Source organism: Rhizobium sp. 10N414, from assembly GCF_056394785.1.
The window spans coordinates 517,085-540,201 of record NZ_JBFTIN010000001.1 but is presented as its reverse complement, the minus strand read 5'-3'; the positions used below and the strand labels follow the sequence as shown (position 1 = coordinate 540,201).

Here is a 23,117-nt window from a genome sequence, read left to right as displayed (position 1 = left end):
ATTCGATGGAGAAACGTCGCTTTGCCTTGATTGGAACGGGAAACCGCGGCACGACCATGTGGGGCAAGGAACTGCTTGCCGGCTGGCGCGAGCATGTGGATCTCGTCGCGATCGTGGATACCAACTCGCTGCGGGCCGAGCGAGCCCGCACGATGATCGGCAGCAATGCGCCGATCTACGAAAACATCGATGCCATGCTCGCCGAGCAGCAGGTCGATCTCGTCATCGTCTGCACGCCCGACTATACGCATGACGATATCGTCGTGCGCGCGCTGGAAGCGGGCATCGACGTCATCACCGAAAAGCCGATGACCACAGCGGTCGACAAAATCCGCCGTATCCTCGATGCGGAGAAGCGCAGCGGCAAGCGGGTGGATGTCTCGTTCAATTATCGCTATTCGCCGACGGCCGCCAGGATCAAGGAACTGCTGAACGCCGGCGAGATCGGCCGCGTCACTTCGGTCGACTTCCACTGGTACCTCGACACCAAGCACGGTGCGGACTACTTCCGCCGCTGGCACGCCTACACGGAAAATTCCGGCAGCCTCTTCGTGCACAAGGCGACCCACCACTTCGACCTTTTGAACTGGTATCTGGATAGCGATCCGGATGCCGTCACCTCCTTTGCCGACCTGCAGAACTACGGGCGCAAGGGCCCCTTCCGTGGTCCACGCTGCAAGCTCTGTCCGCATTCGGGTGAGTGCGACTACTTCCTCGACCTCGAGGCCGATCCCTTCCTCGACACGCTCTACGAGGATCCGTCGAAGATTGACGGCTACTTCCGAGACGGCTGCGTCTATCGCGAGGATATCGACATCCCCGACACCATGGTCGTCAGCATCCGCTACAAGAACGACGTCCACGTTTCCTATTCGCTGAACACCTTCCAGCCGATCGAAGGCCACCACATCGCCTTCAACGGCACGCATGGGCGTATCGAACTCAGGCAATACGAGAAACAGCCATGGGAGACGCCTGACGAGGACACGATCCTGCTCGTCCGCAATTTCCCGAAGGACAAGCCGGCCGTCGAACGCATCGTCGTGCCGCATTCTTCGGGCGGCCACTACGGCGGCGACGACCGGATGCGCAACATGATCTTCAAGCAGGGCATGGAAGACAAGCTTGGTCAGCGTGCCGGGACGCGGGCCGGCGCAATGTCCGTGCTGTGCGGCATTGCTGCTCTGACGAGCTCGCGCAGCGGCAAGGTTGTCAAGATCGCCGACCTGATGCCCGAGATCGTCCCGGGCGGCGCTTCGACGAATCTGAAAGCCGGCTAAGCAATTAGGGCGAGGTCGCGACGCAGGATCTGATAGAGGAGCGGTTCGCCTTTGGTGAACCGCTCTATTTCATCGACTGCCATATCCCCGAGCCGCCCGCGCTCCAGCCCTACCGCGCCGGCGATATGCGGCGTCAGGAACACATTCGGCAGGTCATAGAAGGCCGATGCCGTCTCCGGGACTTCAGGATCCGTTACGTCGATGATCGCGTCGATCCGCCCGGTGCTGAGCGTCTCCAGCAGCGCGGCTTCGTCGATCAAGGCGCCACGCGCCGTATTGATCAGCGTCGCTCCTTCTTTCATCAGCGACAGCTCCCGGGCTCCGATCATATGGCGCGTCGATGGCAGCGACGGTGCGTGCACGGAGACGATGTCGGACTGCGTCATCAGTGTCGGCAGATCTGCCTTCTCGGTTCCGAGGCTGATTGCCTCGATCGCATCGACGGTGGGGTCGAAAAGAAGGACGCGATATTCGAACGGTCGCAAGAGCTCGATCACTCGTCGGCCGATGCGTGAGGCGCCGATGATGCCGACCGTGCGATGATAGTTGCCGATCGCCAACCGTTGCATCGGGTGCGTCCGGTCGCGATTGCGATCCGCCAGATAGAGGTCGCGGAAGCGAAATACCTGCTTGCCGGCGAAGATGATTGCCGCAAGCGTGAACTCCGCAACGGGAACCGAATTTGCCTCGGCGGCGTGCGTCACGGCTATGCCGGCATCGAAGATCTGCTCGTCGACAATTCCCTTAACTGTTCCGGCCGCATGGGCGATCAGCCGCAGCCGTGGGGCCGCCGCAACTACCTCGCGCCCGACATAGGGCGATCCCCAACCCGTGATGAGAATGTCAGTCTCGGCGAGAATGCGCCGGGCGCGATCGTCGCTAAAACTCCGGAGCGGTTGAGGATCGAGAAGTTGGCCGATCTCGGCAAGCCGGTGCAGGGCCTCCGCGGTGAGGACATGCTCCGTTCGCGAAGGCTGCATCGCAAGTGCGATGGAGGGGCGCCTCATGGCATCTGCCCCGGCGCCTCGATGGCGCTGACCCTTATGCCCGCGCTCGCAACAAGCGCTTCAAGCTCCGCAACGTCAGGAGCCTTTGGGGGAGTGGTCCAAGCGCCGGTTACAGTGCCCGCGTCGTTGGCGGCAAGGACGGCGGTCATCAGGATCGTTTGGCCTGCCGGAATTTCACCACGCAGTTGCGGCACCAGCGTTTTCGCAACGATCATGTTGGTATTCGGCGGAGCCTTCTGCGTGAGACCGGCGCGCGGCGTCAGGGAGCCGATATCGGTGATCCCGCTAAAATCGGCTTCGCCGATCGCATAGGCGCTTGAGCCATTCGCGACCAGCGTATCGAGCTCGAAATCCCGGCGTGCGATCGCAAAGCCACCCTCCGCCGTCTGCAGCGGCCGGGGCGTGTTGATGCGGTGGACGCGGATGTGCCATGGTGCCGCCGGCACCAGCCAGGTTTCGACATCCACATCCCGGAATGGCGACCACTTGGAATAAAGAACATCACCCGCAAGCTTGGCTTCGCGGTTGGTCTCGCGAACGCGGTAGTGCAGGCCATCATCACTGAAGGCGAGGGCGGAATCGAAGGCCGCGCCGGCGAAGTTGCGCTCGTCGGATTCGACGCTGAAACCGTAGCGGCTGGAATAGGCGAACTTCGCGTATTTCTCCGTGCCGAACCGCATCTGCAGGTTCTCCTGGCCAGAGGACAGCGCGACGACGTCGCCGCCATTGCGCATGAGCACCATACCGGGATGGCGTTGCGGCAGGACGCTTACAGTTTCCAAAGGCGGCGTTTCCTCAGCCGTCCAGAAAGGGTGATCTTCGGCCAGGGCCAGCGGCAGGAACGCCTTGAACGCCCAGTAGGGCGAACCAGCCGAATTGTAGTTTTCCGACATCAGCAGGTTGGGATAGCCGAAGCCGATCGACAGAATGCCGTCGCGGTTGGTCATCGGCTTGTCCTTCCACCAGCGCAGGTGCTGCAGGCAAAGGCTCTTGATTTCGCCCCAGGGCAGCGCTTCAAGATTGGCGAAGGCGAGGGCCGACCAGAAGCCGGAGCAGGCGAAACGGTAAGTCAGGCTGCGGCCGAAGGGAATCGTCGCGCCATCCGAGCCGAACCAATGCTTGAAGTCGTTTGCAAAGAGGAGGGCGCGTTCGCGGTAACGCTGTGCGTAGTCGTCATCGACGAGCTTGGAATAGATCAGCCCATAGAAGTGCATGGCGAACGGAATGTAATGGTCGATCCGGCGAACATTGCCGTCGCGGTACCAGCCGTCGCCGAGATAGAAGCCCTCAAGCTCCTCGAGATACTGCTTGGTCAGGCTCCGGTCGAAATTGGCGCCGACGCAGTCGAGCGCGATGTCGACGAAGATGCGGAAGAATTTCCAGTTGTTATCGGCGTAGTCGAATTGCCGGGCATGCTTGAGATAGGCGACCACGTTGTCGCGCGCCCGGCCGCCAAGCGGCTCCCAGACCTTCTCCGGCACAAGCGCAAAGGCAAATCCGAGCGCCGCAAGCTCGACCATGCGCTGGTCTCGACCGTTGACCGTGCCCCAATATTCCGGATGCTTTGGGTCCGTACCGTTGGCGATACCCTCGGCAATACGATGCCATTCGGCAAAGTCGCCGCCACCGGCGCCAAACGGCGCCAATCCCCAGAGCGGCCGCGCAAAGCCTTCGAGATCCGCTGCTGCGCGGTCGAAATGCGCAGCTGCGCCGTCAAGGCGTACGCGGGCATTGCCGGCCGAGAAATAGGGGAGCAGCGGATCGAAGAGGTCGCGAAGCGCGCGCGACATGTCCTCGCGCGTCTTCAGCGGATTGTTGGCAAGCGGATTTGAACTGGCGGGATCATAGGTCATCGGCATTGCTCATGTCAGGGGTTCGGAACGGTGCCGCCGGCAATCGGAACGACACCATGGCAAATCTGGCGGACGGGGGCGTTGCGGTCCCTGAATCGCGCCACGATGAGACTGACCGCCTCCCGGCCAAGCGCCACGCGATCGACACGCATGGTCGATAGCGGCGGGTTGGTCATCAGCGCGCAGGGAAGATCGTCGAAGCCGACGATGGCGAAATCCTCCGGCACCCGAAGCCCGGCTTCGGTGACGGCTTCGAGAACGCCGACGGCGATGAAGTCGTTCATGCAGAAGGCGGCGGTAAAGCCGGCCTTCTCCGCGAGTACTGCGGACGTCAGTTCGTGCGCCTCATGAATTGCGCTGCCTTGGAAGCTCATCGACACAAGGCGCCCTTCCGCACCGTCCGCGTCGGTGATCGCGGCCTTGAAGCCGCGCACACGCTCGCGGATGGTGTTTCGATGCGATCCCGTCAGATGCAGGATCTTGCGGTGGCCGGCATCCAGCAGTCGGGTCGTCGCTTCATATGCGCCGAAGAAGTTGGAGGGTGACGCGCCGTCGAGCCTGAGCTTCGGATCGGTGCCATTGACCAGCACCGTCGGGATTGCCGCGTCCTCTAACCAGGCGCGCAACTCGGCGCTTGGATCGATCCCGACCAGGAACAAGCCGCCGGCGCCGGCCGTCTGCATGTACTCGTGGACCACATCAGGCGTGGCCCTGTTCTCGCGGATCAGCCGCACCTCGAAGGGGACACCGGCATCGAGCGCCCCGGCGCGCAAGCCTTCGACGATCCCTTCGTAGAAGACGCTAAGCCCGCCCGTCACCCCGTCGCTCGCAATCAGGGCGAGGGTGCCACGAAGCGCGCCGGTTGCGGTGCGCGCCGAGTAGCCGTTTTCGGCCGCCACCTTGAGAATGTGCTGGCGGACGCTTTCGCTGATGCCGGGCTCATTGGCGAGCACGCGGGAAACGGTGGATACGGAAACCCCCGCCATGGTGGCAATGTCGGCCTGTCGCAGTCTCTTGGTCTTGATCTCGTTCATACGGCGAAGATTATGCAAATAATGCAAATTTGCAAGCAAAAGATAATTTGTTGCATCGATGAATTTTTTGCGTAATCTACGCCGCATAAGCCCGTAGAGCTGTTGGAGGATGGCGGGGCAATGAAAGAGGAGGATGAAACATGCAGGTCAATCGCCGTTCATTTCTGATGGGTTCGGCAGGCGTCGCTGCCGGGCTGGCCTTTGGTGCCACAAGCTCAATTCCGGCCTTTGCGGAAGATGCCAAGCTTCGCGCCATGTGGTGGGGATCGAACGATCGCGCCAAACGCACGCTTGATGTCGCCAGGCTCTATGAAAGCGAGAACCCCGGCGTATCGATCGTTGGCGAATCGCTTGACGGCAACGGCTACTGGACAAAGCTCGCCACCCAGATGGCCGGCCGCGCTGTGCCCGACGTCTTCCAGCTCGAACCGAGCACGATCTCCGACTATTCGAAGCGCGGCGCATGCCTGCCGCTCGACGAATTCGTGCCTTCGACGCTGAAGGTCGACTCGTTCGGCAAGGATATGTTGAAGCTGACGACGGTCGACGGCAAGCTCTACGGCATCGGCCTCGGCCTCAACTCCTTCGCGCTGTTCTTCGACCAGACGGCCTTTGAAAAGGCAGGCATTCCGGTACCGACGGCGGATTTGACCTGGGACGAGTACGCCAAGATCGCAGTCGAGCTGACGAAGGCCGGCGGCAAGAACAACTACTGGGGCGGCCCTTATGGCGCGCGCTACACCTACGTCTTCGATGCCTGGCTGCGCCAGCGCGGCAAGAGCCTCTATGCCGACGGCAAGCTCGGCTTCAATGCCGACGATGCAACGGCGTGGTACACGTTCTGGGAGGATCTGCGCAAGAAGGGCGGCACGGTCGCTGCCGACGTTCAGACGCTCGACCAGAACACCATCGACACGAACGCACTCGCGCTCGGCAAGTCGGCGATGGGCATGGCCTATTCCAATCAGCTCGTCGGCTACCAGTTGATTTCCAAGAACAAGCTTGCGATCACGCTCCTGCCGCGCGAAAAGAAGGGTGGTCCTTCCGGCCACTACTATCGCCCGGCGTTGATCTGGAGCGTCGGCGGAGCCACGAAGAACGGTGAGGCTGCCGCCAAGTTCATCGATTTCTTTGTCAATGACGTCGAGGCCGGCAAGATCCTTGGCGTGGAGCGCGGCGTGCCTATGTCGCCTACCGTGCGCGAGGCGATTCTTCCGCAACTCAATCCAGCCGAACAGGCTACCGTGCAGTATGTAAACCTGCTGAAGGATCAGGTGGGCGAGTACCCTGCTCCTGCGCCGCTCGGTTCGACGCAATTCGACCAGCGCGTCTTCCGCCCGATTGCCGATGAGCTTGCATTCGAGCGGACGACGCCTGCCGAAGCGGCCGCCCGTCTGCTGGAAGAAGGCAAGGAGACGATCAAAGGCTGATCGAAGCTCACATCGCTCAAGTTTTGGATCGCGGCGGGCATTGGCCTGCCGCGATTTTCGTTATTCGCGGCCGCTCCTGAGGCGCTGATGGCAATTGTATGATTTTTGCTTGAGAAAACCTTTTCTCACTTGACGCTTCGGTTGGGAAAAGCTTTTCTCATCTGCAAATGGGGAGAAGCGCGGTGAACGTCGCGGGAGGAAAAAGAGGCCGGATTACCATCCACGACGTCGCGGCGGCGGCGGGGGTCAGTATTTCCACCGCCTCGAAGGCGCTGAACGAAACCGGTCGGATGAGCGTCGAAACCCGGGAGCGGGTAAAGCGCATTGCCAGCGAGGTCGGTTTCCGCCCGAATGCGCTCGCCCGGGGCCTCTTGAGCAAGCGCAGTTTCACTATCGGGCTGCTGACCAACGATACCTACGGGCGCTTCACGCTGCCGGTCATGGCCGGTATTTCCGAAGCGCTCGTCGATCACGGCGTTTCGGTTTTTCTCTGCGCCATCGAAGACGATCCGGCGCTCGGTCAGACCCATGTCGATGCCATGCTGGAAAAGCAGGTGGATGGCATCATCGCCACCGGCAAGCGATTGGACCGGCAGCTCCCGGTCGATCTGTCGAACCTGCATGTCCCCGTGGTCTACGCCTTCACCGAAGGGACGCCGACGAGCGTCACCTTCCGCTCCGACGACGCGCAGGGTGCGCGATTGGCGGTGGAGTGGCTGGTGAAGATGGGCCGTCGACGGATCGCGCATATCACGGGGCCGGAGGATTTCTTCTCGGTTCGTGAGCGCGCGGGTGCCTACCGCAATGTTATCGGCGGGGAGGGGATCGTCATGTTCGGCCGGTGGGCGGAAGCCTGGGGCCACGAGGCCGTCGCGCAGATATGGAGCCGTCAGGACGAAAAGCCGGACGCGATCTTCTGCGGAAACGATCAGATCGCGCGTGGTGCTGTCGATGCGCTGCGCGAGCGCGGTATTCGGGTGCCGGAAGATGTTTCCGTAGTCGGATTCGACAATTGGGAGATTGTCGCCGGCCAGACGCGGCCACCGCTCACTTCCGTCGACATGGAGTTGAAGGAGCTGGGGCGCCAGGCCGGATTGACGATTCTGGCGCTGGCCGAGGGACGCCCAGTGGAGCCGGGCGTCAGGAAATTGCCGTGCCGCCTCGTGGTGCGGCAGTCATGCGGGGCCCAAAGCCCCAGGAGATGAGGAACCGGCGCGGAGGAGTGCGCCAATTTGGGAGGAGTGCCATGATTAAGCGTCTGTTGGCTGCGACAAGCGTTGCCACCCTATGCCTGGTGTCCGGAGCATCGGCCGCCGAGAAAGTCGAAATGTGGGTTCGTTCCGGTATCGGCGAATCCTTCAAAAAGGTTGTCGAAGCCTACAACTCCAGTCACGAGAACCAGGTCGTCGCGACCGAGGTGCCGTTCTCGGAGCTTGTCCAGAAATACGCCACCTCCATCGCTGGCGGCCAGGCGCCGGATGCGTTGTCGATGGACCTCATCTATAACCCTGCCTTTGCTGCTGCGGGGCAGCTGGAAGACCTGACAGACTGGGCAAAGAAGCTGCCTTATTTCAATTCGCTGTCGCCGTCGCACGTCCGCCTCGGCACCTATCAGGACCGCGTCTACGGCCTGCCGCTGTCGGTCGAAACCTCGGTCTTCGCCTGGAACAAGGACCTCTACAAGAAGGCGGGACTTGATCCTGAAAAGGCGCCCGCGACCTGGGAGGAAATCACCGCCAACGCCGAGAAGATCCGCAGGGTCGGTGACGATACCTACGGTTTCTATTTCTCCGGCGGCGGCTGCGGCGGCTGCATGATCTTCACGTTCACGCCGCTCACCTGGGGTGCAGGTGCCGATATCCTGTCGGCCGACGGCAAGACGGCGACGCTCGACACCCCGCAGATGCGCAAGGCGGTCGATTATTATCGCGACATGGTGAAGAAGGACCTCGTCCCGGCAAGTGCCGCCAGCGACAACGGTGCCAACTTCCTGAGCTTCACCAACGGCAAGATTGGCCAGCAGAGCCTTGGCGCCTTCGCGATCGGCACACTGGTGACCGAGCATCCCGACATCAACTTCGGCGTGACGCTCATCCCGGGCGTTGACGGCAATCCGTCCTCCTTTGCCGGCGGTGACAACTTCGTCATCACCAAGGGCACCAAGAAGATCGACGCAGTGAAGGAATTCCTCGAATATATCTATTCGATGGACGGCCAGAAGATCATGGCGAAGTACGGTAGCCTGCCGACCCGTGGTGATATCGCCGACAAGGTGCTCGAGGGCCTCGATCCGAGGTTGCAGGTCGGCCTGAAGGCCATCTCGGTCGCCAAGACACCTTACACGCTGCAGTTCAACGATCTGATCAACAGCGCCAACGGTCCGTGGGCGACCTTTACCAATGCGGCCATCTTCGGTGACGACGTGGACGGCGCCTTCAAGAATGCACAGTCGGAGATGCAGTCGATCATCGACAGCGGCCAATAATCTCCCAGAGGCCGTGGCCGGAGGGTGTGGCAGTCCTCCGGCCGATTTTACTAGGAATGATGCGGAGTGTTTCGATGACCGTGACGGGTCGAAAGCAGACAGCATGCGTGCGCAGACGTGCCCCACGACCGGAATGGACGGGCCTCCTCTATATCGCTCCGGCGATGCTTCTGGTGATCATGTTCTTCGTGCTGCCGGTCGGATTTACCGCCTGGATGAGCCTTCACAACTGGCCGCTGATGGGCGCCCAGCGGTGGATCGGCTTCAACAACTACTTCCGCATGTTCAATGACGGCCGCTTCGTCGCGGCGCTGAACTTCACCGCCTACTATACGGTCATCGTGACGATCCTTATCTTCGCGGTCGCCTTTCCGCTTGCTCTTTTCGTCGAGCGACAGCGAGCCTTCGTCAGCACCTATCGCACCGTCATCTTCCTGCCCGTCGTCGTCGGTCTGGCCTCTGCATCGCTGCTTTGGGTGTGGCTGGCCAATGTTGACAGCGGTTTCATCGGTCCTGCCTTGAAGGCGCTCGGACTTGTCGAGAAGAGCCCCAATCTGCTTGCCACCTTCGACAGCGCATTCCTGACGATCTGCGTCATGGTCGTGTGGAAGATAGCCGGCTTTACAATGATCATCCTGCTGACCGGGCTGCAGGCGATCCCGACCGATCTGACGGAGGCCGCCGTCGTCGATGGCGCCAATTGGTGGCAGCGCTTCCGCTTTCTGACGCTGCCGTTGATGCGCAGGACGATCGCGCTCGCGCTGATCATCTCCGTGACCGGCTCGATCCTCGCCTTCGATCAGTTCTACATCATGACCTCAGGCGGGCCGCAAAACCGAATGATCTCTGTCGTCTACTATATCTTCAACCAGTCCTTCGTGTCCTTCAATCTCGGGTACGGCGCGGCGCTGTCGATTGCGCTTCTGGCCATTCTCGTGGTCATCAGCGTCGTGCAGCTTTGGCTGCTGCGTGTCGGGGAGGAGCGCTGATGAGCCTCGTCACCGGTCGCAAGAAAAGCCGTGTAATCCGCGGGCAGGCCGCCTATCACGGCACCGGTATTGCCATCACCATCTTCTTTCTCGCTCCCTTTGTCATCACACTGCTGGCCTCACTCCGGCATGGCACGGAGGCGCGGCTGCCACCGCTGCCGCCATGGCCGACGAACGGTATCAGCTTCGATTCCTATCGCTCGCTCGACAGTTTCGGTGCCGGCATCTGGCAGCACACGCTCAATTCGCTCATCGTGTCGGTTGCGACCGTGGTGCTGACCGTGGTGATCAGCCTGCTCGCCGGTTACGGTTTCTCGCGCTATCGCTTTCCGATGAAGAATGTCTTCTTCATCCTGATCATCGCGACGCTGATGATCCCCTTCCAGTCGATCCTGACGCCACTCTTCATCATCCTCGCCAGGCTCGGGCTCAACAACTCGCTCTTCGGCCTGACGCTGGTCTACGTGACGCTGCAGCTGCCGTTCTCGGTGTTCATGATGCGCAACGCCTTTGACGCGGTGCCGAAGGAGATCGAGGAGGCCGCGCGTATCGACGGCGCCCATGACCTGAAGATGCTCGTGCTGGTTCTGCTGCCGCTTGTGCTGCCGGGCGTCGCGACCGTGGCGATCTTTGCCTTCCTCAATGCCTGGAACGAATTTCTGGCCGCGCTCGTGCTGCTCTCCAGCAACGAGAAATACACGCTGCCCGTCCTGATGATGGCCGTGCGCGCCGGCCGTCTCGGGGCGATCAACTGGGGCGCCGTGCAGGCAGGTGTCGCCGTCATGACGATCCCCTGCCTCATCGTTTTCCTGCTTCTGCAACGCTACTACATGCGCGGGCTGATGGCCGGCGCGGTGAAATGACTTCTGAAGAAAGATGGATCAAGCCATGAACAAGTTGAAAAGAGACCGCCAGTTTCGCCCGCTTCCCGTGCCGGATGTCGATGTGCACGGGCTGTTCGGGGAGCGCCAGGACGCGATCTGCGACAGCACCGCTGAAACGCTGCTCGACCGTTGCGTCACGGCGGGTATGCTGCAGGCGATCGACGTCACCAAGCCGAGCCCCGGCGTCGTGATCCCCATCGGTCCCTGGGGCGGCTCGACGCAGATGTTCTGGGATAGCGACCTCGGCAAATCGATCGAGACGGTGGCCTATTCGCTCTATCGCCGGGCCAATCCGGAGCTCGAAGCCCGGGTCGACGCCATCGTCGACATGTATGAGAAACTGCAGGACAAGGACGGCTATGTGAATGCCTGGTTCCAGCGGGTTCAGCCCGAGCGTCGCTGGACCAACCTGCGTGACCACCACGAACTCTATTGCGCCGGCCACTTGATGGAAGGCGCCGTCGCCTACTATCAGGCCACCGGCAAGCGCAAGATGCTCGATATCATGTGCCGCTTTGCCGATTACATGATTACGGTCTTCGGTCATGGCCCGGGCAAGATTCCTGGCTATTGCGGCCACGAGGAAGTCGAGCTGGCACTGGTCAAGCTTGCCCGCGCGACCGGCGAGAAGAAGTATCTGGACCTTGCCAAGTTCTTCGTCGATGAGCGCGGAACCGAGCCGCACTTCTTCACCGACGAGGCGAACCGCGACGGCCGCAGTGCAGCGGACTTTCACCAGAAGACCTATGAGTACGGCCAAGCTCATCAGCCGGTTCGCGAACAGAAAAAGGTCGTCGGCCACGCCGTTCGTGCCATGTACCTCTATTCCGGCATGGCCGACATCGCGACGGAATATAACGACGACAGCCTGACCGGCGCCCTAGAAACCTTGTGGGACGATCTGACGACCAAGCAGATGTATGTCACCGGCGGCATCGGGCCGGCGGCCGCCAATGAGGGCTTCACCGACTATTATGACCTGCCGAACGAAAGCGCCTATGCCGAGACCTGCGCTTCCGTCGGTCTGGTGTTCTGGGCAAACCGCATGCTCGGCCGCGGCCCGAACCGGCGCTATGCGGATATCATGGAGCAGGCACTCTACAACGGCGCGATGGCCGGGCTCTCGCTCGACGGCAAGACGTTCTTCTACGAGAACCCGCTGGAAAGTGTCGGCAAGCATCATCGCTGGGTCTGGCACCATTGCCCCTGCTGCCCACCGAACATTGCCCGCCTGCTCGCCTCTATCGGGTCCTACATGTATGGCGTCGCGGATGACGAGATCGCCGTCCACCTCTATGGCGAAGGACGCGCGCGGTTCAAGATCGCGGATGCCAATGTCGAGATGACGCAAAAGACCCGCTATCCGTGGCACGGGGCCGTCCACTTCGACATCAAGACGAGCAAGCAGGCACGCTTTGCGGTTTCGCTGCGCATCCCGGAATGGGCAAAGGGGACGACACTTGCCGTCAACGGTGAGACAATCGATCTCGGCTCGGTCGAACTCGATGGTTACGCCCGCATCGAACGCGAATGGCGCGATGGCGACAAGATCGACCTGAACATTCCACTCGAAACACGCGCTCTCTGGGCAAACCCGCTGGTGCGGCAGGATGCCGGACGGACTGCCCTGATGCGTGGCCCGCTCGTCTATTGCGTCGAGGCGACGGATAACGGCGCAGGCCTAAACGGAATCAGGCTCGGCGAGGATATATCCGCGAAGACGGCTGAGATCGCCGAACTCGGTGGTGCGGTGGCTCTCGATATCGCTGTGACCAAGGATGAGTCGGATTGGGGTGCGACGCTCTATCGGACCAAGCCGCCGGCAGCTGGAACGGGTACGGCCCGCTTTGTGCCTTACCATCTGTGGGACAACCGCGCGCCCGGCGAAATGCTCGTCTGGATCCGCTCCGCCACCTAAGCCGGCTAGGGATGTCAGGTCGCCGGCTTAAGCGCCGGCGACCATGGGCTGTGATCGGACTTCCGCTCGGATCATGCGCACCCAATTGCGGCCGATGGCAAGGCCGGTAGCATCTGATGCCGCGGCGTGCGCGGAGGCAAGAGCCGCGTAGCGTTCATGCCAGCCCGGCTCCATCTGTTCGATCGATTCCGCAAACTCGCCCTTCCAGCTCTCGATGACAGATGCGCTGGCCTCGAAATGGAACTGAGTGCCGTAGGCCGCGCGCCCGATACGAAACGCCTGGTTCTGAGTAAGCTCGCTGACGGCAAGACGGGTCGCACCCTGCGGCAGCGTGAAGGTGTCGCTGTGCCACTGGAATGTCGTGAAATCCGCCTCGAGGCCGGAGAGCAACGGATCCGCGTGCCCATCCTCGGACTTGCTGATCGAGTGCCAGCCAAACTCCAGTCCGGCATTCAGCTGGTTCTCCGCACCGTAGGCGCGCGCCAGGATCTGCGCCCCAAGACAGATGCCGAGCACCGCCTTGTCGCCCTCGGCGAAGTCGCGCATGAGCTGTGCAAGTCCTGGCAGGTAGGGATAGTTCGCGTCGTCGATCGCATTCTGCTCGCCGCCGAGCACCACCAGAGCGTCATGATCGGCAATGCCTGCCGGTAGCTTGCCGTCGATCCAGGGGTAGAAGTGCTCGATCTCGGCCTTGGCTTCCGCCAGCGCCAGCCCCAGCGAGCCGAGCGGCGTGCTTTTCATGTTTTCGATGACGGCGACCCGCATCAGCATCTCCAGTACGATTTCTGGCTCCGAGAGGAACACCAAGCGCCCGGTGATTGCAATACGGATTGTGCCACGCCACGGCAGTTCTTAAATCGGAGTGACGAAAGGAAACCCCTGATATGAGCGACAAGAAAGCCCGCGTGACGATCCTCTACTGCACCCAATGCAACTGGCTGCTGCGCGCCGGCTGGATGGCGCAGGAACTTCTGCAGACCTTCACCGACAGTCTCGGCGAAGTGGCGCTCGTTCCCGGCACCGGCGGCAATTTCGAAATCCGGGTCGATGGCGACCTGATCTGGGAGCGCAAGCGCGATGGCGGCTTTCCCGGTCCGAAGGAGTTGAAGCAGCGCGTGCGCGACATCATCGAACCCGGCCGGGATCTCGGCCATGTCGATCGCACTTCGCTGGAAAGCTGAGCCTAGTCGTAAGGCGAATTGCAGGTCTTGTAGATACCCTCATAGGTCAGGAACCGATCAGTCTTCGGATTGTAGGTCCGGTACTGGTTACGGCACCAATCCACATGGAACTGTTGTCCCTGTGCCTTCGGCTGCACCGTGCGCACGGGCGGGGGATCGTAATAGAGCGGTCCGCGACCTCGCGCAGCCGGCCGATAGTAGGTCGGACCGGTGGCCGTCGGCGGCCGATAGTTCGGCTGCACATAGGACGGGCGGAACGATTGGACCGGCCCGAAAGTGAAGCAGCCGCGCGCGTCACACATCGTCGACCCAACACGGATGATGTCCGATGCGCCGGCGGCGGGCGGAGACACGCCGAGCGGCATCGCAAACGCCGTGTAGGGCAGCAGGGTGAAGAGCGCGATCAGGCAAAAATTACGAGAGCCGGCCATCAGACGATCCTTTCTACTGTGTATATAGGACGCCTTTGCAGCAATCGCTATCGCGGCCGCCTCAGATTGCAACCGCGCTGGCGAAGAGTGGCATGGACGACTTTTTTGCTGCCTGTCAGGAAAACTTCAAAAACCCTGTTGACAGCAAGGGGCCGCCCCCGTACATGGCTCTCCGTCGCCCAGATGGCGGAATTGGTAGACGCGCAGGTTTCAGGTACCTGTGCCGCGAGGCGTGGAGGTTCGAGTCCTCTTCTGGGCACCATTTCCCTAAGAAATGCAAAGTGAAGGCCGACATAAGGTCTTCCCATTTCTTCCCCCAAAGACATTAGCAGCGCAGGTAAAGACGTCCGATCAGGCTGCTGATTGCGGTTGCGATCAGGACTTGGGCGCGCTGTCGACAGCGAGCTGTCGTTCGGACAATGCTGGGCGTAAAATCCGGCTGCACGAGCTCCCGGACACTCATATTGCTCAGTAGGGGCGACCGCCTGGGCAGCCCAACGGGTCAGCGGACCGGCTGATAGTGTCCGCGCAGCGGCACCTGCGTGCCGACACTTTCCACGCCGTCACGATCGCAGACGTAGACGAGGGTTGGCAGCCCGCCGGTCCGGAAGATTTTGTCATATCCGCGGCGCAGCGGCCGCGTCTCCGTCCGGCAGCTATACTGTTCCTCGTCCTTTGGATCCCGCTGCGCCTTGACGCCCGGCAGGTTTGCATAGGGATAGATCGACTGGACCTGCGGCTCGCCGGCTCGCCGCCAATCCGCGGCAAAGCTCGCGCTGGGCGCCAAACTTGCGCCGGTTGCTGCCAAGGCTATCAACCACACTCTTGCGAACCGCATATCGCCGGATCCGTCGTATTACATCTTTATTGTCGATGTAGGCGCGGCGTCGGCTTCCATCAAGCGAGCGCTTCGCTCGGTTGGCCGTCATCTCGAAAACGTGACTTCGTCGAAGGGGCCGCGCAAGTGCGGCCCACGGCGGGGATACGCGTCTTGACGACGCAAGCGGAACGGAGTTTTGCACACTCTGCCGTAAGTTGATCGCGACGGGGAGGCGCCAGGAACCTGAAAGCTTCTGATGGCGTCTCTTGCAAATAGTTGCACGAATGAAGGCGCGGTGCTCTATCCGTGACTTTCGCTTTGATCTAAGCAGCCGGCCGACAGGCGGCGCGAGAAGGACGGAAACAGATGACGAGCTATGTATTGACGGTGACGTGCAAGTCGACGCGCGGGATCGTGGCGGCGATCGCGAACTACCTGGCCGATCAGGGCTGCAACATCGTCGATTCGTCGCAGTTCGACGATCTCGATACCGGCAAGTTCTTCACCCGTGTCAGCTTCATTTCAGAAGAAGGCGTCGGTCTTGCGGCACTCAAGGAAGGCTTCAAGCCGGTCGCAGAGAAATTCGACATGGAAGCCGAAATCCATGATGGCGCCAGCCGCATGAAGGTGCTTTTGATGGTGTCGCGCTTCGGCCACTGTTTGAACGACTTGCTCTACCGCTGGAAGATCGGTGCGCTTCCGATCGATATCGTCGGCGTGGTCTCCAATCACTTCGATTATCAGAAGGTCGTGGTGAACCACGATATTCCGTTCCACCACATCAAGGTGACGAAGGAAAACAAGCCGCAGGCCGAGGCTCAGCTCCTCGATCTCGTGGACCAGACCGGCACCGAACTGATTGTGCTCGCCCGCTACATGCAGGTCCTTTCCGATGCCATGTGCCGCAAGATGTCCGGCAAGATCATTAATATCCATCACTCCTTCCTGCCGAGCTTCAAGGGCGCCAACCCCTACAAGCAGGCCTATGAGCGCGGCGTGAAGCTCATTGGCGCCACGGCGCATTATGTGACGGCCGATCTCGATGAGGGGCCAATCATCGAGCAGGATACCGCCCGCATCACCCACGCTCAGAGCGCTGACGATTACGTCTCCATCGGCCGCGACGTGGAGAGCCAGGTGCTGGCTCGCGCCATCCATGCGCATATCCATCGCCGCGTCTTCCTGAACGGCAACCGCACGATCGTATTTCCCGCAAGTCCGGGCAGCTACGCATCGGAACGCATGGGCTGATCGCCGCGGCGGCTTTGCCGTCGTTCGACCGCGATCTCCTCGCTTGCCGGTGGCAAGGATTCGATTATCTGCGTAGTCTGCGAAATCGAATCATGCCGCGGGGGATGCCATGACTGACGAGACGCTTGCCGATCGCGCGACGTTGCCACGCCCTGACGTGACCGCTGCGGAAGCCGGCGACATCCTTCAGTCGCGTTATGGCTTGTCAGGAGCGATCACCGAGCTCGGCAGCCAGCAGGATCGCAACTATCGCCTCGATACCGGCGAACGAAGCTACGTGCTCAAGATATGCCATGTGACCTATGAGACGGTGGAGCTCGAGGCGCAGAACGCAGCCATCCGCCATATCGGCACGAAAGAGGATGCGCCGCGCGTTCCTCACGTCATCCCATCGACGGACGGGCAGGACATCATCGCTGTCACCGTGCGCGACCAGACCTTTCAGGTTCGACTGCTGGAGTATCTTGAAGGCGAGGGGCTGACGCACCGCAAGCACCTGCCGAAAGAGTCGGTGGCGGCACTGGGAGCTCTCTGCGCCCGCCTGGCGCAGTCGCTGGCCGACTTCACGCATCCTGGTCTCGACCGCAGCCTGCAATGGGACCTGCGCCGCGCCGGTCCGGTCGCGGTCCAGTTGTTGTCGGCGATCACCGACAGCGCCGCACGTGATCGCATCGCCAAGACGATGGTGTCAGCCGTGAGGCGAATCCAACCCCTGGCGCCGTCCTTGCGGCTACAGGCCGTGCACCATGACGTGACCGGCGACAACGTTGTCAGCCGTCGTGATGAGCGGGGCCATCTGGTCCCTGACGGCGTCATCGATTTCGGCGACATCATTCGCGGCTGGCTGATCGGCGATCTGGCGGTCACCTGCGCCTCGCTGCTACATCAGGCTGATGGCGATCCGCAGTACATTCTTCCTGCAGTGAAGGCATACCACGAGGTTTATCCGCTCACCGAGGAGGAGCTGCGCGCGCTCTGGCCGCTCGTCGTTGCCCGCGCGGTCATTCTGGTCGCCAGCAGCGAGCAGCAGATCTCGATCGATCCCGAGAACGACTATGTTCGCGGCAATCTCGAGCTCGAACGCCGCATATTCGATATGGCGGTATCCGTTCCATTCGAACTCATGGAAGTCGCGGTCCTGAAGGCGGTGGGCATCGAAACGGCCGCGGTTTCGATGGAGGACTGGCGTCCATTGTTGCCCGACATCGACCCGGCGACCATATCCTTCGTCGATCTCGGTGTCCAAAGCCCGCATTTCGCTGCGGGAAACTGGGCGCAGTCCGACATGGATTGGCGCCTGCTCGCGCGCGCGGCAGCCGAGACGGGCACTGCGGCCACGCGCTATGGCGAATACCGATTGTCGCGCTCGAAGCCTCGGAGCGCCACCCCATCCGCAACCTTCACGCTGCATTCCGACGTCTGTCTTGCGGGAGGCAGCACGGTTGCTGCTCCATTCGCGGGGAAGGTCATTCGGAAGGATCACCATTTCGTTCTGGCAGGCGAGGGTGTCAGCCTTCATCTCGACGGGATTGAGCCGTCGCTTGAAAACGAAGCCGAGGTCGAGCCCGGGCAACCGCTCGGGACCATATCCGGTGAGAGCGGATCTCTCGGCGGGCTGCGCGTACAACTCTCCACCTTGCCAGGCGTCGAACCGCCGCTGTTCTGCACTCCGCAGGAGGCCATGGCCTGGTCGGAACTATGTCCATCGCCGGCTGCCCTTCTGGGCGTTGGCGTCAATGCGCCGAAGCTGGCGTCGGCAGCGTTGTTCGCGCTCAGGCAGGCCCATCTCGCAAGGCCGCAAAAGAACTACTACGAAATACCGCCGCAAATGGAGCGCGGCTGGCAGGAGCATATGTTCGATATCGAGGGCCGTGCCTATCTCGACATGCTGAACAACGTCACCATTCTGGGGCATGGCCACCCGCGCCTGGCGGAGGCGGTCAGCGAACAGTGGCTGCGGCTGAACACCAATTCACGCTTTCACTATGGCGCCATTGCGGAATTTTCCGAGCGCCTGACCTCCCTGGCGCCGGAAGGGCTGGATGCGGTGTTCCTCGTCAACAGCGGATCGGAAGCCAACGACCTCGCCCTGCGACTAGCTTGGGCGCACACGGGCGCCAAGCATATGCTCAGCCTTCTCGAAGCCTACCACGGCTGGTCGGTCGCGAGCGATGCGGTGTCCACCTCGATCGCCGACAATCCGGAGGCTTTGACGACGCGGCCCGACTGGGTGCACGCGGTCCTCTCGCCCAATACCTATCGTGGTGCGTTCCGCGGTTCGGAATCGACGATCGGCTACGTGGAGGCCGTCGTCGACGCCCTTGAAGCCGTCGATGCACGGGGCGAGGGATTGGCCGGCTTCATCGCCGAGCCGGTCTACGGGAATGCCGGCGGAATATCGCTGCCGGACGGATACCTTGCAGCAGTCTACAGGCAGGTGCGGGCCCGCGGCGGCGTCTGCATCGCCGACGAAGTACAGGTGGGCTACGGTCGGCTTGGGCACCATTTCTGGGGCTTCGAGCAACAGGGCGTCGTCCCCGACATCATCACGGTGGCGAAAGGCATGGGCAATGGACATCCGCTCGGCGCTGTGATCACGACCAGGGCCATTGCCGATTCGCTGGAGAAGGAAGGTTATTTCTTCTCGTCCGCTGGCGGCAGCCCGGTCAGTTCTGTGGTGGGTATGACCGTCCTCGATATCATGGCCGATGAAGAACTGCAGGCGAATGCGCGCGATGTTGGCGATCATCTCAAGAGCCGTCTGGTCGCGCTGATCGACCGCTATCCGATCGTCGGCGCGGTGCACGGCATGGGACTTTACCTCGGGCTCGAACTCGTCCGCGACAGAACGACGCTGGAACCCGCGAGCGAAGAGACAGCGGCAATCTGCAGCCGCCTGCTCGATCTCGGGGTCTTGATGCAGCCGACCGGCGATCACCTCAATGTGTTGAAGATCAAGCCTCCCCTTTGCCTGACAGTGGAGAGCGCCGATTTCTTCGTCGACATGCTGGAAAAGGTGCTCTCCGAGGGGTGGTAGCCTGTTTTTTGCCCGCGTTAACCATTTCGGTCATTTCGAGGCTTTCCCGTTTTTTCATCAGATCCCCATTGCCGGAATCAGCGGGACTTCCTATCTCTGCGCCGTGATCGAAAGAGACCGTCGGACTGTCACGCGAATTGCACAAAGACTTGATAGAGTTCTTTCAGTCAATTCGATCCTAATGGAATGAAATTTTCCGAATGGTCGATATTTTGACACGTTTCGGAATATGTTTCTTGTAGGCTGCTAGTTATAGTCTACCAACAAAGTAGATTAATAGCGCGGCCGTCGCCGGTCTTGGAACACCAGGGCCTCAAACAAGCGCAACGCCAGAGAAAGGAACGAGACATGACTGACATCGACACTCTCGCCAATTTCCCTGGGCGAACTGTGCTTGGCAATGACCGTCCGGGCGCTCTCTCCCGCCCGAACTGTCGAATGTGACCTTCGTCCACCCTTAACGGAATCAGACAAGTCAATTCGCCATCGCCAGCGCATACCGCGCGGCAGGAGTTCTACGCATGAAAAAAGAAGTAATCGAATACGCAGGCGTTCCCGTCGGGATCGTCATCCCGGATGAGAACCGGTTGAAGTTCATCGCAGTGAAATTTCACGTTCACGATCTGGACGAGCAGCATTTCAGCTCGCCGGCTGAGGTGAAGCTCGCGATCCATGATCTGATGACCCGCCGTCACCCTAAGCCCATCCATGCCTGAGGGCATGAAGCACGGCCCAACCAGCCCTGACAGATTTCAGACCGGTCTTGCCAAAGGTGAGGCCGGTCTTGTGTTTTGACCGCCATTGCGGTCCTATCGCGCTCTTGCTCAACAAGGGTGGCGCGCTTGCTCAATCTGATTACCGACATTGATGGCGTCTCGGTCGGAAACGCGACGGATCTGAGGCTCGGCTCAGGTGTGACCGCGATCGTCTTCGACGAACCGGCAACGGCCTCCGCTGTGGTTCTCGGAGGCGCGCCCGGCGGTCGTGACACGGCGCTTCTCGATCCGTCGATGACGGTCGGCGCAGTCGATGCCTTCGTGCTGTCAGGTGGCTCGGCCTTCGGCCTTGACGCGGCTGGCGGCGTTCAGGCGGGACTTCGGGAAGCCGGGCGAGGTTTTCCCGTCGGCGACGTGAAGGTGCCGATCGTTCCGCAGGCTATCCTGATGGACCTGCTGAACGGCGGCGACAAGGATTGGGGGCTGCAGTCGCCCTATCGCGACATGGGCTATCAAGCCTTCAAGACATCGGCCAAAGGGCCGTTTACCCTCGGTTCCGTCGGTGCGGGAGCCGGTGCCACAACCGCGACCGTCAAAGGTGGGCTCGGTTCGGCAAGTGGCGAGACCAGCACCGGCCTGCGGATTGGAGCGATCGTTGCCGTCAATGCGCTTGGCTCGGCGACAGTGGGCGAGGGGCCGCATTTCTGGTCGGCGCCGTTCGAGCAGGGCGGGGAGTTTGGCGGCCTCGGCTTGCCCGCGCCGATCTCACAAGCCGATATCCGCATGCGGCTAAAGGGCATGAACACGATAGCGACAACGATTGGCGCCATCGTTACCGACGCCGAATTGACCAAGCAGGAGGCGCACCGTCTCGCGATCATGGCCCATGACGGTTTCGCCCGCGCCCTGCTGCCGGCGCACCTGCCTTTCGACGGCGACACTGTCTTTGCGGCCTCGACGGGCAGGAGGCCCCGACCGGATTTGCCCGCCTTTTTCGAACTCTGCCATCTCGCCACGATGGTCATGGCACGCGCCATTGCGCGGGGAGTCTTTGAGGCCACCGCACTGCCAGTCGCCGGCGCCCAGCAGGCTTGGCGAGACCGCTACCCTGATCGCGCAAGTTCGTCTAAACAGGGCGCCTAAATCGAAGGAGACCCCGAATGCAGATCCCGGCCTTAATTCGCGCCAGGCGGTGTGCGTTTTGGGAGTGACAAGTTGGCTCAGAAAGGTCATCGCCACGGCGGCGGGCAGACAGGGGAATAAATTGATGAAGGTTTCGCTTGCGCCGTCGGCGCTGTTGGCCCGGCGATTTTATCTCGGTGCGGCGGTTTCAGTTGGCCTCGTGCTGCTGGGGCAGACCCCCGCGGAAGCCGCCAAGACCACGCTGACCCTTGGCATGACGGTGGAGCCGACCGGCCTTGATCCGACGATCGCAGCCCCTGTTGCGATCGGCCAGGTCACCTGGCAGAACGTTTTCGAAGGCCTTGTAACGATTGACGAGACCGGGAAGATCCAGCCACAGCTCGCCAAGAGCTGGGAGGTTTCCCCGGACGGTCTAACCTATACGTTCAAGCTGCAGAGCGGCGTCAAATTCCATGATGGCGAGGCTTTCGATTCCGCTGCAGCGAAATTTGCGCTCGATCGCGCGCGCGGTGCTGACTCGGTAAACCCGCAAAAGCGCTTCTTCGCCTCGATCACTTCCATAGAGACACCGGACCCGGAAACGCTCGTCCTGCATCTCTCGGCTCCAACAGGCAGTCTCCTCTACTGGCTCGGCTGGCCGGCCTCGGTGATGGTCGGCCCGAAGTCTGCCGCCGGGGATAAGACGACGCCCGTAGGCACCGGCCCGTTCAAGTTCGTGAATTGGGCAAAGGGCGACAAGGTCGAGCTCGCAAGGAACGCCGACTATTGGAGCAAGGACGCCGCGGCAAAGCTCGACAAGGTGACCTTCCGCTTCATCGCCGATCCGCAGGCCCAGGCCGCGGCCTTGAAGTCGGGCGATGTCGACGCCATTCCGGAATTCGCGGCGCCTGAGCTGATGAGTTCGTTTGACGGCGATGCGAAGCTTACGACCAAGATCGGCAATACCGAGCTGAAGGTTGTCGCCGGCATGAACAACGCGAAGAAGCCTTTCGACGACAAACGCGTCCGTCAGGCGTTGATGATGGCGATCGACCGGAAGACGGTCATTGACGGCGCCTGGTCGGGGCTAGGTACGGCGATCGGCAGCCACTACACGCCGAACGACCCCGGCTACGTCGATCTCACCGGCGCCCTGCCCTATGATCCTGAAAAGGCGAAGGCGCTGCTTGCCGAAGCCGGTTATCCTGATGGTTTCACCTTCACGATCAAGTCGCCGCAAATGGCTTATGCGCCGCGTAGCGCGCAGGTCATGCAGGCGATGCTGGCTGAAATCGGCGTGACCATGAACATCGAACCGACGGAATTCCCGGCCAAGTGGGTGCAGGATGTCATGAAGGACCGCGCCTACGAAATGACGATCGTAGCGCACGCCGAACCGCTCGACATCGACATCTACGCCCGTGATCCGTACTACTTCAACTACAAGAATCCCGCGTTCAACGACCTGATGAAGAAGGTGCAGGAGACCTCGGATCCTGTAGCGCAAGCGAAGATCTTCGGCGACGCCCAGAAGATTCTGGCCGAGGATGTGCCGGCGCTCTATCTCTTCGTCATGCCCAAGCTGGGCGTCTGGGACAAGAAGCTGAAGGGTCTCTGGGAGAATGAACCCATTCCCTCGAACGTCCTTACGAACGTCTCCTGGGAAGACTGATTACGGG

Annotated in this window: 19 protein-coding genes and 1 tRNA gene; 14 read left to right on the top strand and 6 right to left on the bottom strand. The window is 61.3% G+C overall.

The window, feature by feature from the left end:
* Window positions 1-5: 5 nt before the first annotated feature.
* Window positions 6-1,280 (top strand): Gfo/Idh/MocA family protein, encoded by a 1,275-nt coding sequence (locus AC1DE4_RS02665; protein ID WP_025659757.1) that lies wholly within the window; start codon window positions 6-8, stop codon window positions 1,278-1,280.
* On the opposite strand, the gene AC1DE4_RS02660 is transcribed toward AC1DE4_RS02665, so the two are convergent.
* From AC1DE4_RS02660 to AC1DE4_RS02650, 3 genes are read right to left on the bottom strand one after another with little or no spacing between them, the layout of a single operon-like run.
* Complete coding sequence (locus tag AC1DE4_RS02660; RefSeq protein WP_477879745.1) at window positions 1,277-2,287, bottom strand: hydroxyacid dehydrogenase; 1,011 nt, start codon at window positions 2,285-2,287, stop codon at window positions 1,277-1,279. The genes AC1DE4_RS02665 and AC1DE4_RS02660 overlap by 4 nt on opposite strands.
* Entirely contained in the window at window positions 2,284-4,140 is a 1,857-nt protein-coding gene (locus tag AC1DE4_RS02655; RefSeq protein ID WP_477879743.1) for a DUF2264 domain-containing protein, read from the bottom strand. The genes AC1DE4_RS02660 and AC1DE4_RS02655 overlap by 4 nt, the downstream gene beginning before the upstream one ends.
* Before the next feature lie 14 nt (window positions 4,141-4,154).
* A complete protein-coding gene (locus AC1DE4_RS02650) occupies window positions 4,155-5,174 on the bottom strand; it encodes a LacI family DNA-binding transcriptional regulator (RefSeq protein WP_025659760.1) in 1,020 nt (339 codons plus the stop codon).
* Window positions 5,175-5,314: 140 nt separating this feature from the next.
* Between AC1DE4_RS02650 and AC1DE4_RS02645 the strand changes: the two genes are divergently transcribed.
* From AC1DE4_RS02645 to AC1DE4_RS02620, 6 genes are all read left to right on the top strand, one after another.
* Complete coding sequence (locus AC1DE4_RS02645; protein ID WP_477879741.1) at window positions 5,315-6,604, top strand: ABC transporter substrate-binding protein; 1,290 nt, start codon at window positions 5,315-5,317, stop codon at window positions 6,602-6,604.
* A gap of 182 nt (window positions 6,605-6,786) precedes the next feature.
* Entirely contained in the window at window positions 6,787-7,809 is a 1,023-nt protein-coding gene (locus tag AC1DE4_RS02640) for a LacI family DNA-binding transcriptional regulator (protein WP_113488933.1), read from the top strand.
* A gap of 41 nt (window positions 7,810-7,850) precedes the next feature.
* Window positions 7,851-9,089 carry an ABC transporter substrate-binding protein gene (locus AC1DE4_RS02635; protein WP_025659761.1) on the top strand — a complete coding sequence of 413 codons (1,239 nt, stop codon included), beginning with the start codon at window positions 7,851-7,853 and terminating at the stop codon, window positions 9,087-9,089.
* Window positions 9,090-9,163: 74 nt separating this feature from the next.
* Window positions 9,164-10,078, top strand: a complete 915-nt coding sequence (locus AC1DE4_RS02630) for a carbohydrate ABC transporter permease (protein ID WP_018855343.1) — start codon at window positions 9,164-9,166, stop codon at window positions 10,076-10,078.
* Window positions 10,078-10,941: a carbohydrate ABC transporter permease gene (locus tag AC1DE4_RS02625; protein ID WP_025659762.1), complete on the top strand. Its 864-nt coding sequence runs from the start codon at window positions 10,078-10,080 to the stop codon at window positions 10,939-10,941. The genes AC1DE4_RS02630 and AC1DE4_RS02625 overlap by 1 nt, the downstream gene beginning before the upstream one ends.
* Before the next feature lie 25 nt (window positions 10,942-10,966).
* Window positions 10,967-12,880: a glycoside hydrolase family 127 protein gene (locus AC1DE4_RS02620; RefSeq protein WP_477879737.1), complete on the top strand. Its 1,914-nt coding sequence runs from the start codon at window positions 10,967-10,969 to the stop codon at window positions 12,878-12,880.
* Between the two features lie 27 nt (window positions 12,881-12,907).
* Here AC1DE4_RS02620 and AC1DE4_RS02615 read toward each other — a convergent pair whose 3' ends face one another.
* On the bottom strand, window positions 12,908-13,645 hold the full coding sequence (locus AC1DE4_RS02615) for a type 1 glutamine amidotransferase (protein ID WP_025659764.1): 738 nt from the start codon (window positions 13,643-13,645) through the stop codon (window positions 12,908-12,910).
* Window positions 13,646-13,764: 119 nt separating this feature from the next.
* Here AC1DE4_RS02615 and AC1DE4_RS02610 point away from each other — a divergent pair, with 119 nt between their 5' ends.
* On the top strand, window positions 13,765-14,061 hold the full coding sequence (locus AC1DE4_RS02610) for an Rdx family protein (protein WP_018855339.1): 297 nt from the start codon (window positions 13,765-13,767) through the stop codon (window positions 14,059-14,061).
* Window positions 14,062-14,063: 2 nt separating this feature from the next.
* Here the strand turns inward: AC1DE4_RS02610 and AC1DE4_RS02605 are convergent, their stop codons facing one another.
* A complete protein-coding gene (locus tag AC1DE4_RS02605; protein WP_100248237.1) occupies window positions 14,064-14,492 on the bottom strand; it encodes a BA14K family protein in 429 nt (142 codons plus the stop codon).
* Window positions 14,493-14,669: 177 nt separating this feature from the next.
* Here AC1DE4_RS02605 and AC1DE4_RS02600 point away from each other — a divergent pair.
* A tRNA-Leu gene (locus AC1DE4_RS02600) sits at window positions 14,670-14,754 on the top strand.
* A 240-nt stretch (window positions 14,755-14,994) separates the two neighbouring features.
* On the opposite strand, the gene AC1DE4_RS02595 is transcribed toward AC1DE4_RS02600, so the two are convergent.
* The gene (locus AC1DE4_RS02595; protein WP_477879734.1) at window positions 14,995-15,330 is read right to left on the bottom strand and encodes a hypothetical protein; all 336 of its coding nucleotides are present in this window, start codon (window positions 15,328-15,330) and stop codon (window positions 14,995-14,997) included.
* 348 nt (window positions 15,331-15,678) lie between these two features.
* On the opposite strand from AC1DE4_RS02595, the gene purU reads away from it, so the two are divergent.
* The 5 genes from purU to AC1DE4_RS02570 all read left to right on the top strand — a co-directional run bounded on the left by purU (window position 15,679) and on the right by AC1DE4_RS02570 (window position 23,110).
* Window positions 15,679-16,563, top strand: a complete 885-nt coding sequence (gene purU, locus AC1DE4_RS02590) for a formyltetrahydrofolate deformylase (RefSeq protein WP_018855336.1) — start codon at window positions 15,679-15,681, stop codon at window positions 16,561-16,563.
* Window positions 16,564-16,672: 109 nt separating this feature from the next.
* Window positions 16,673-19,600: an aminotransferase gene (locus AC1DE4_RS02585; RefSeq protein ID WP_062375593.1), complete on the top strand. Its 2,928-nt coding sequence runs from the start codon at window positions 16,673-16,675 to the stop codon at window positions 19,598-19,600.
* 521 nt (window positions 19,601-20,121) lie between these two features.
* Window positions 20,122-20,316: a hypothetical protein gene (locus AC1DE4_RS02580; protein WP_007529092.1), complete on the top strand. Its 195-nt coding sequence runs from the start codon at window positions 20,122-20,124 to the stop codon at window positions 20,314-20,316.
* Window positions 20,317-20,433: 117 nt separating this feature from the next.
* Window positions 20,434-21,459: a P1 family peptidase gene (locus AC1DE4_RS02575; protein ID WP_477879732.1), complete on the top strand. Its 1,026-nt coding sequence runs from the start codon at window positions 20,434-20,436 to the stop codon at window positions 21,457-21,459.
* 121 nt (window positions 21,460-21,580) lie between these two features.
* Window positions 21,581-23,110, top strand: coding sequence for an ABC transporter substrate-binding protein (locus tag AC1DE4_RS02570; RefSeq protein WP_477879730.1), 1,530 nt, complete (start codon window positions 21,581-21,583; stop codon window positions 23,108-23,110).
* Window positions 23,111-23,117: the final 7 nt, after the last annotated feature.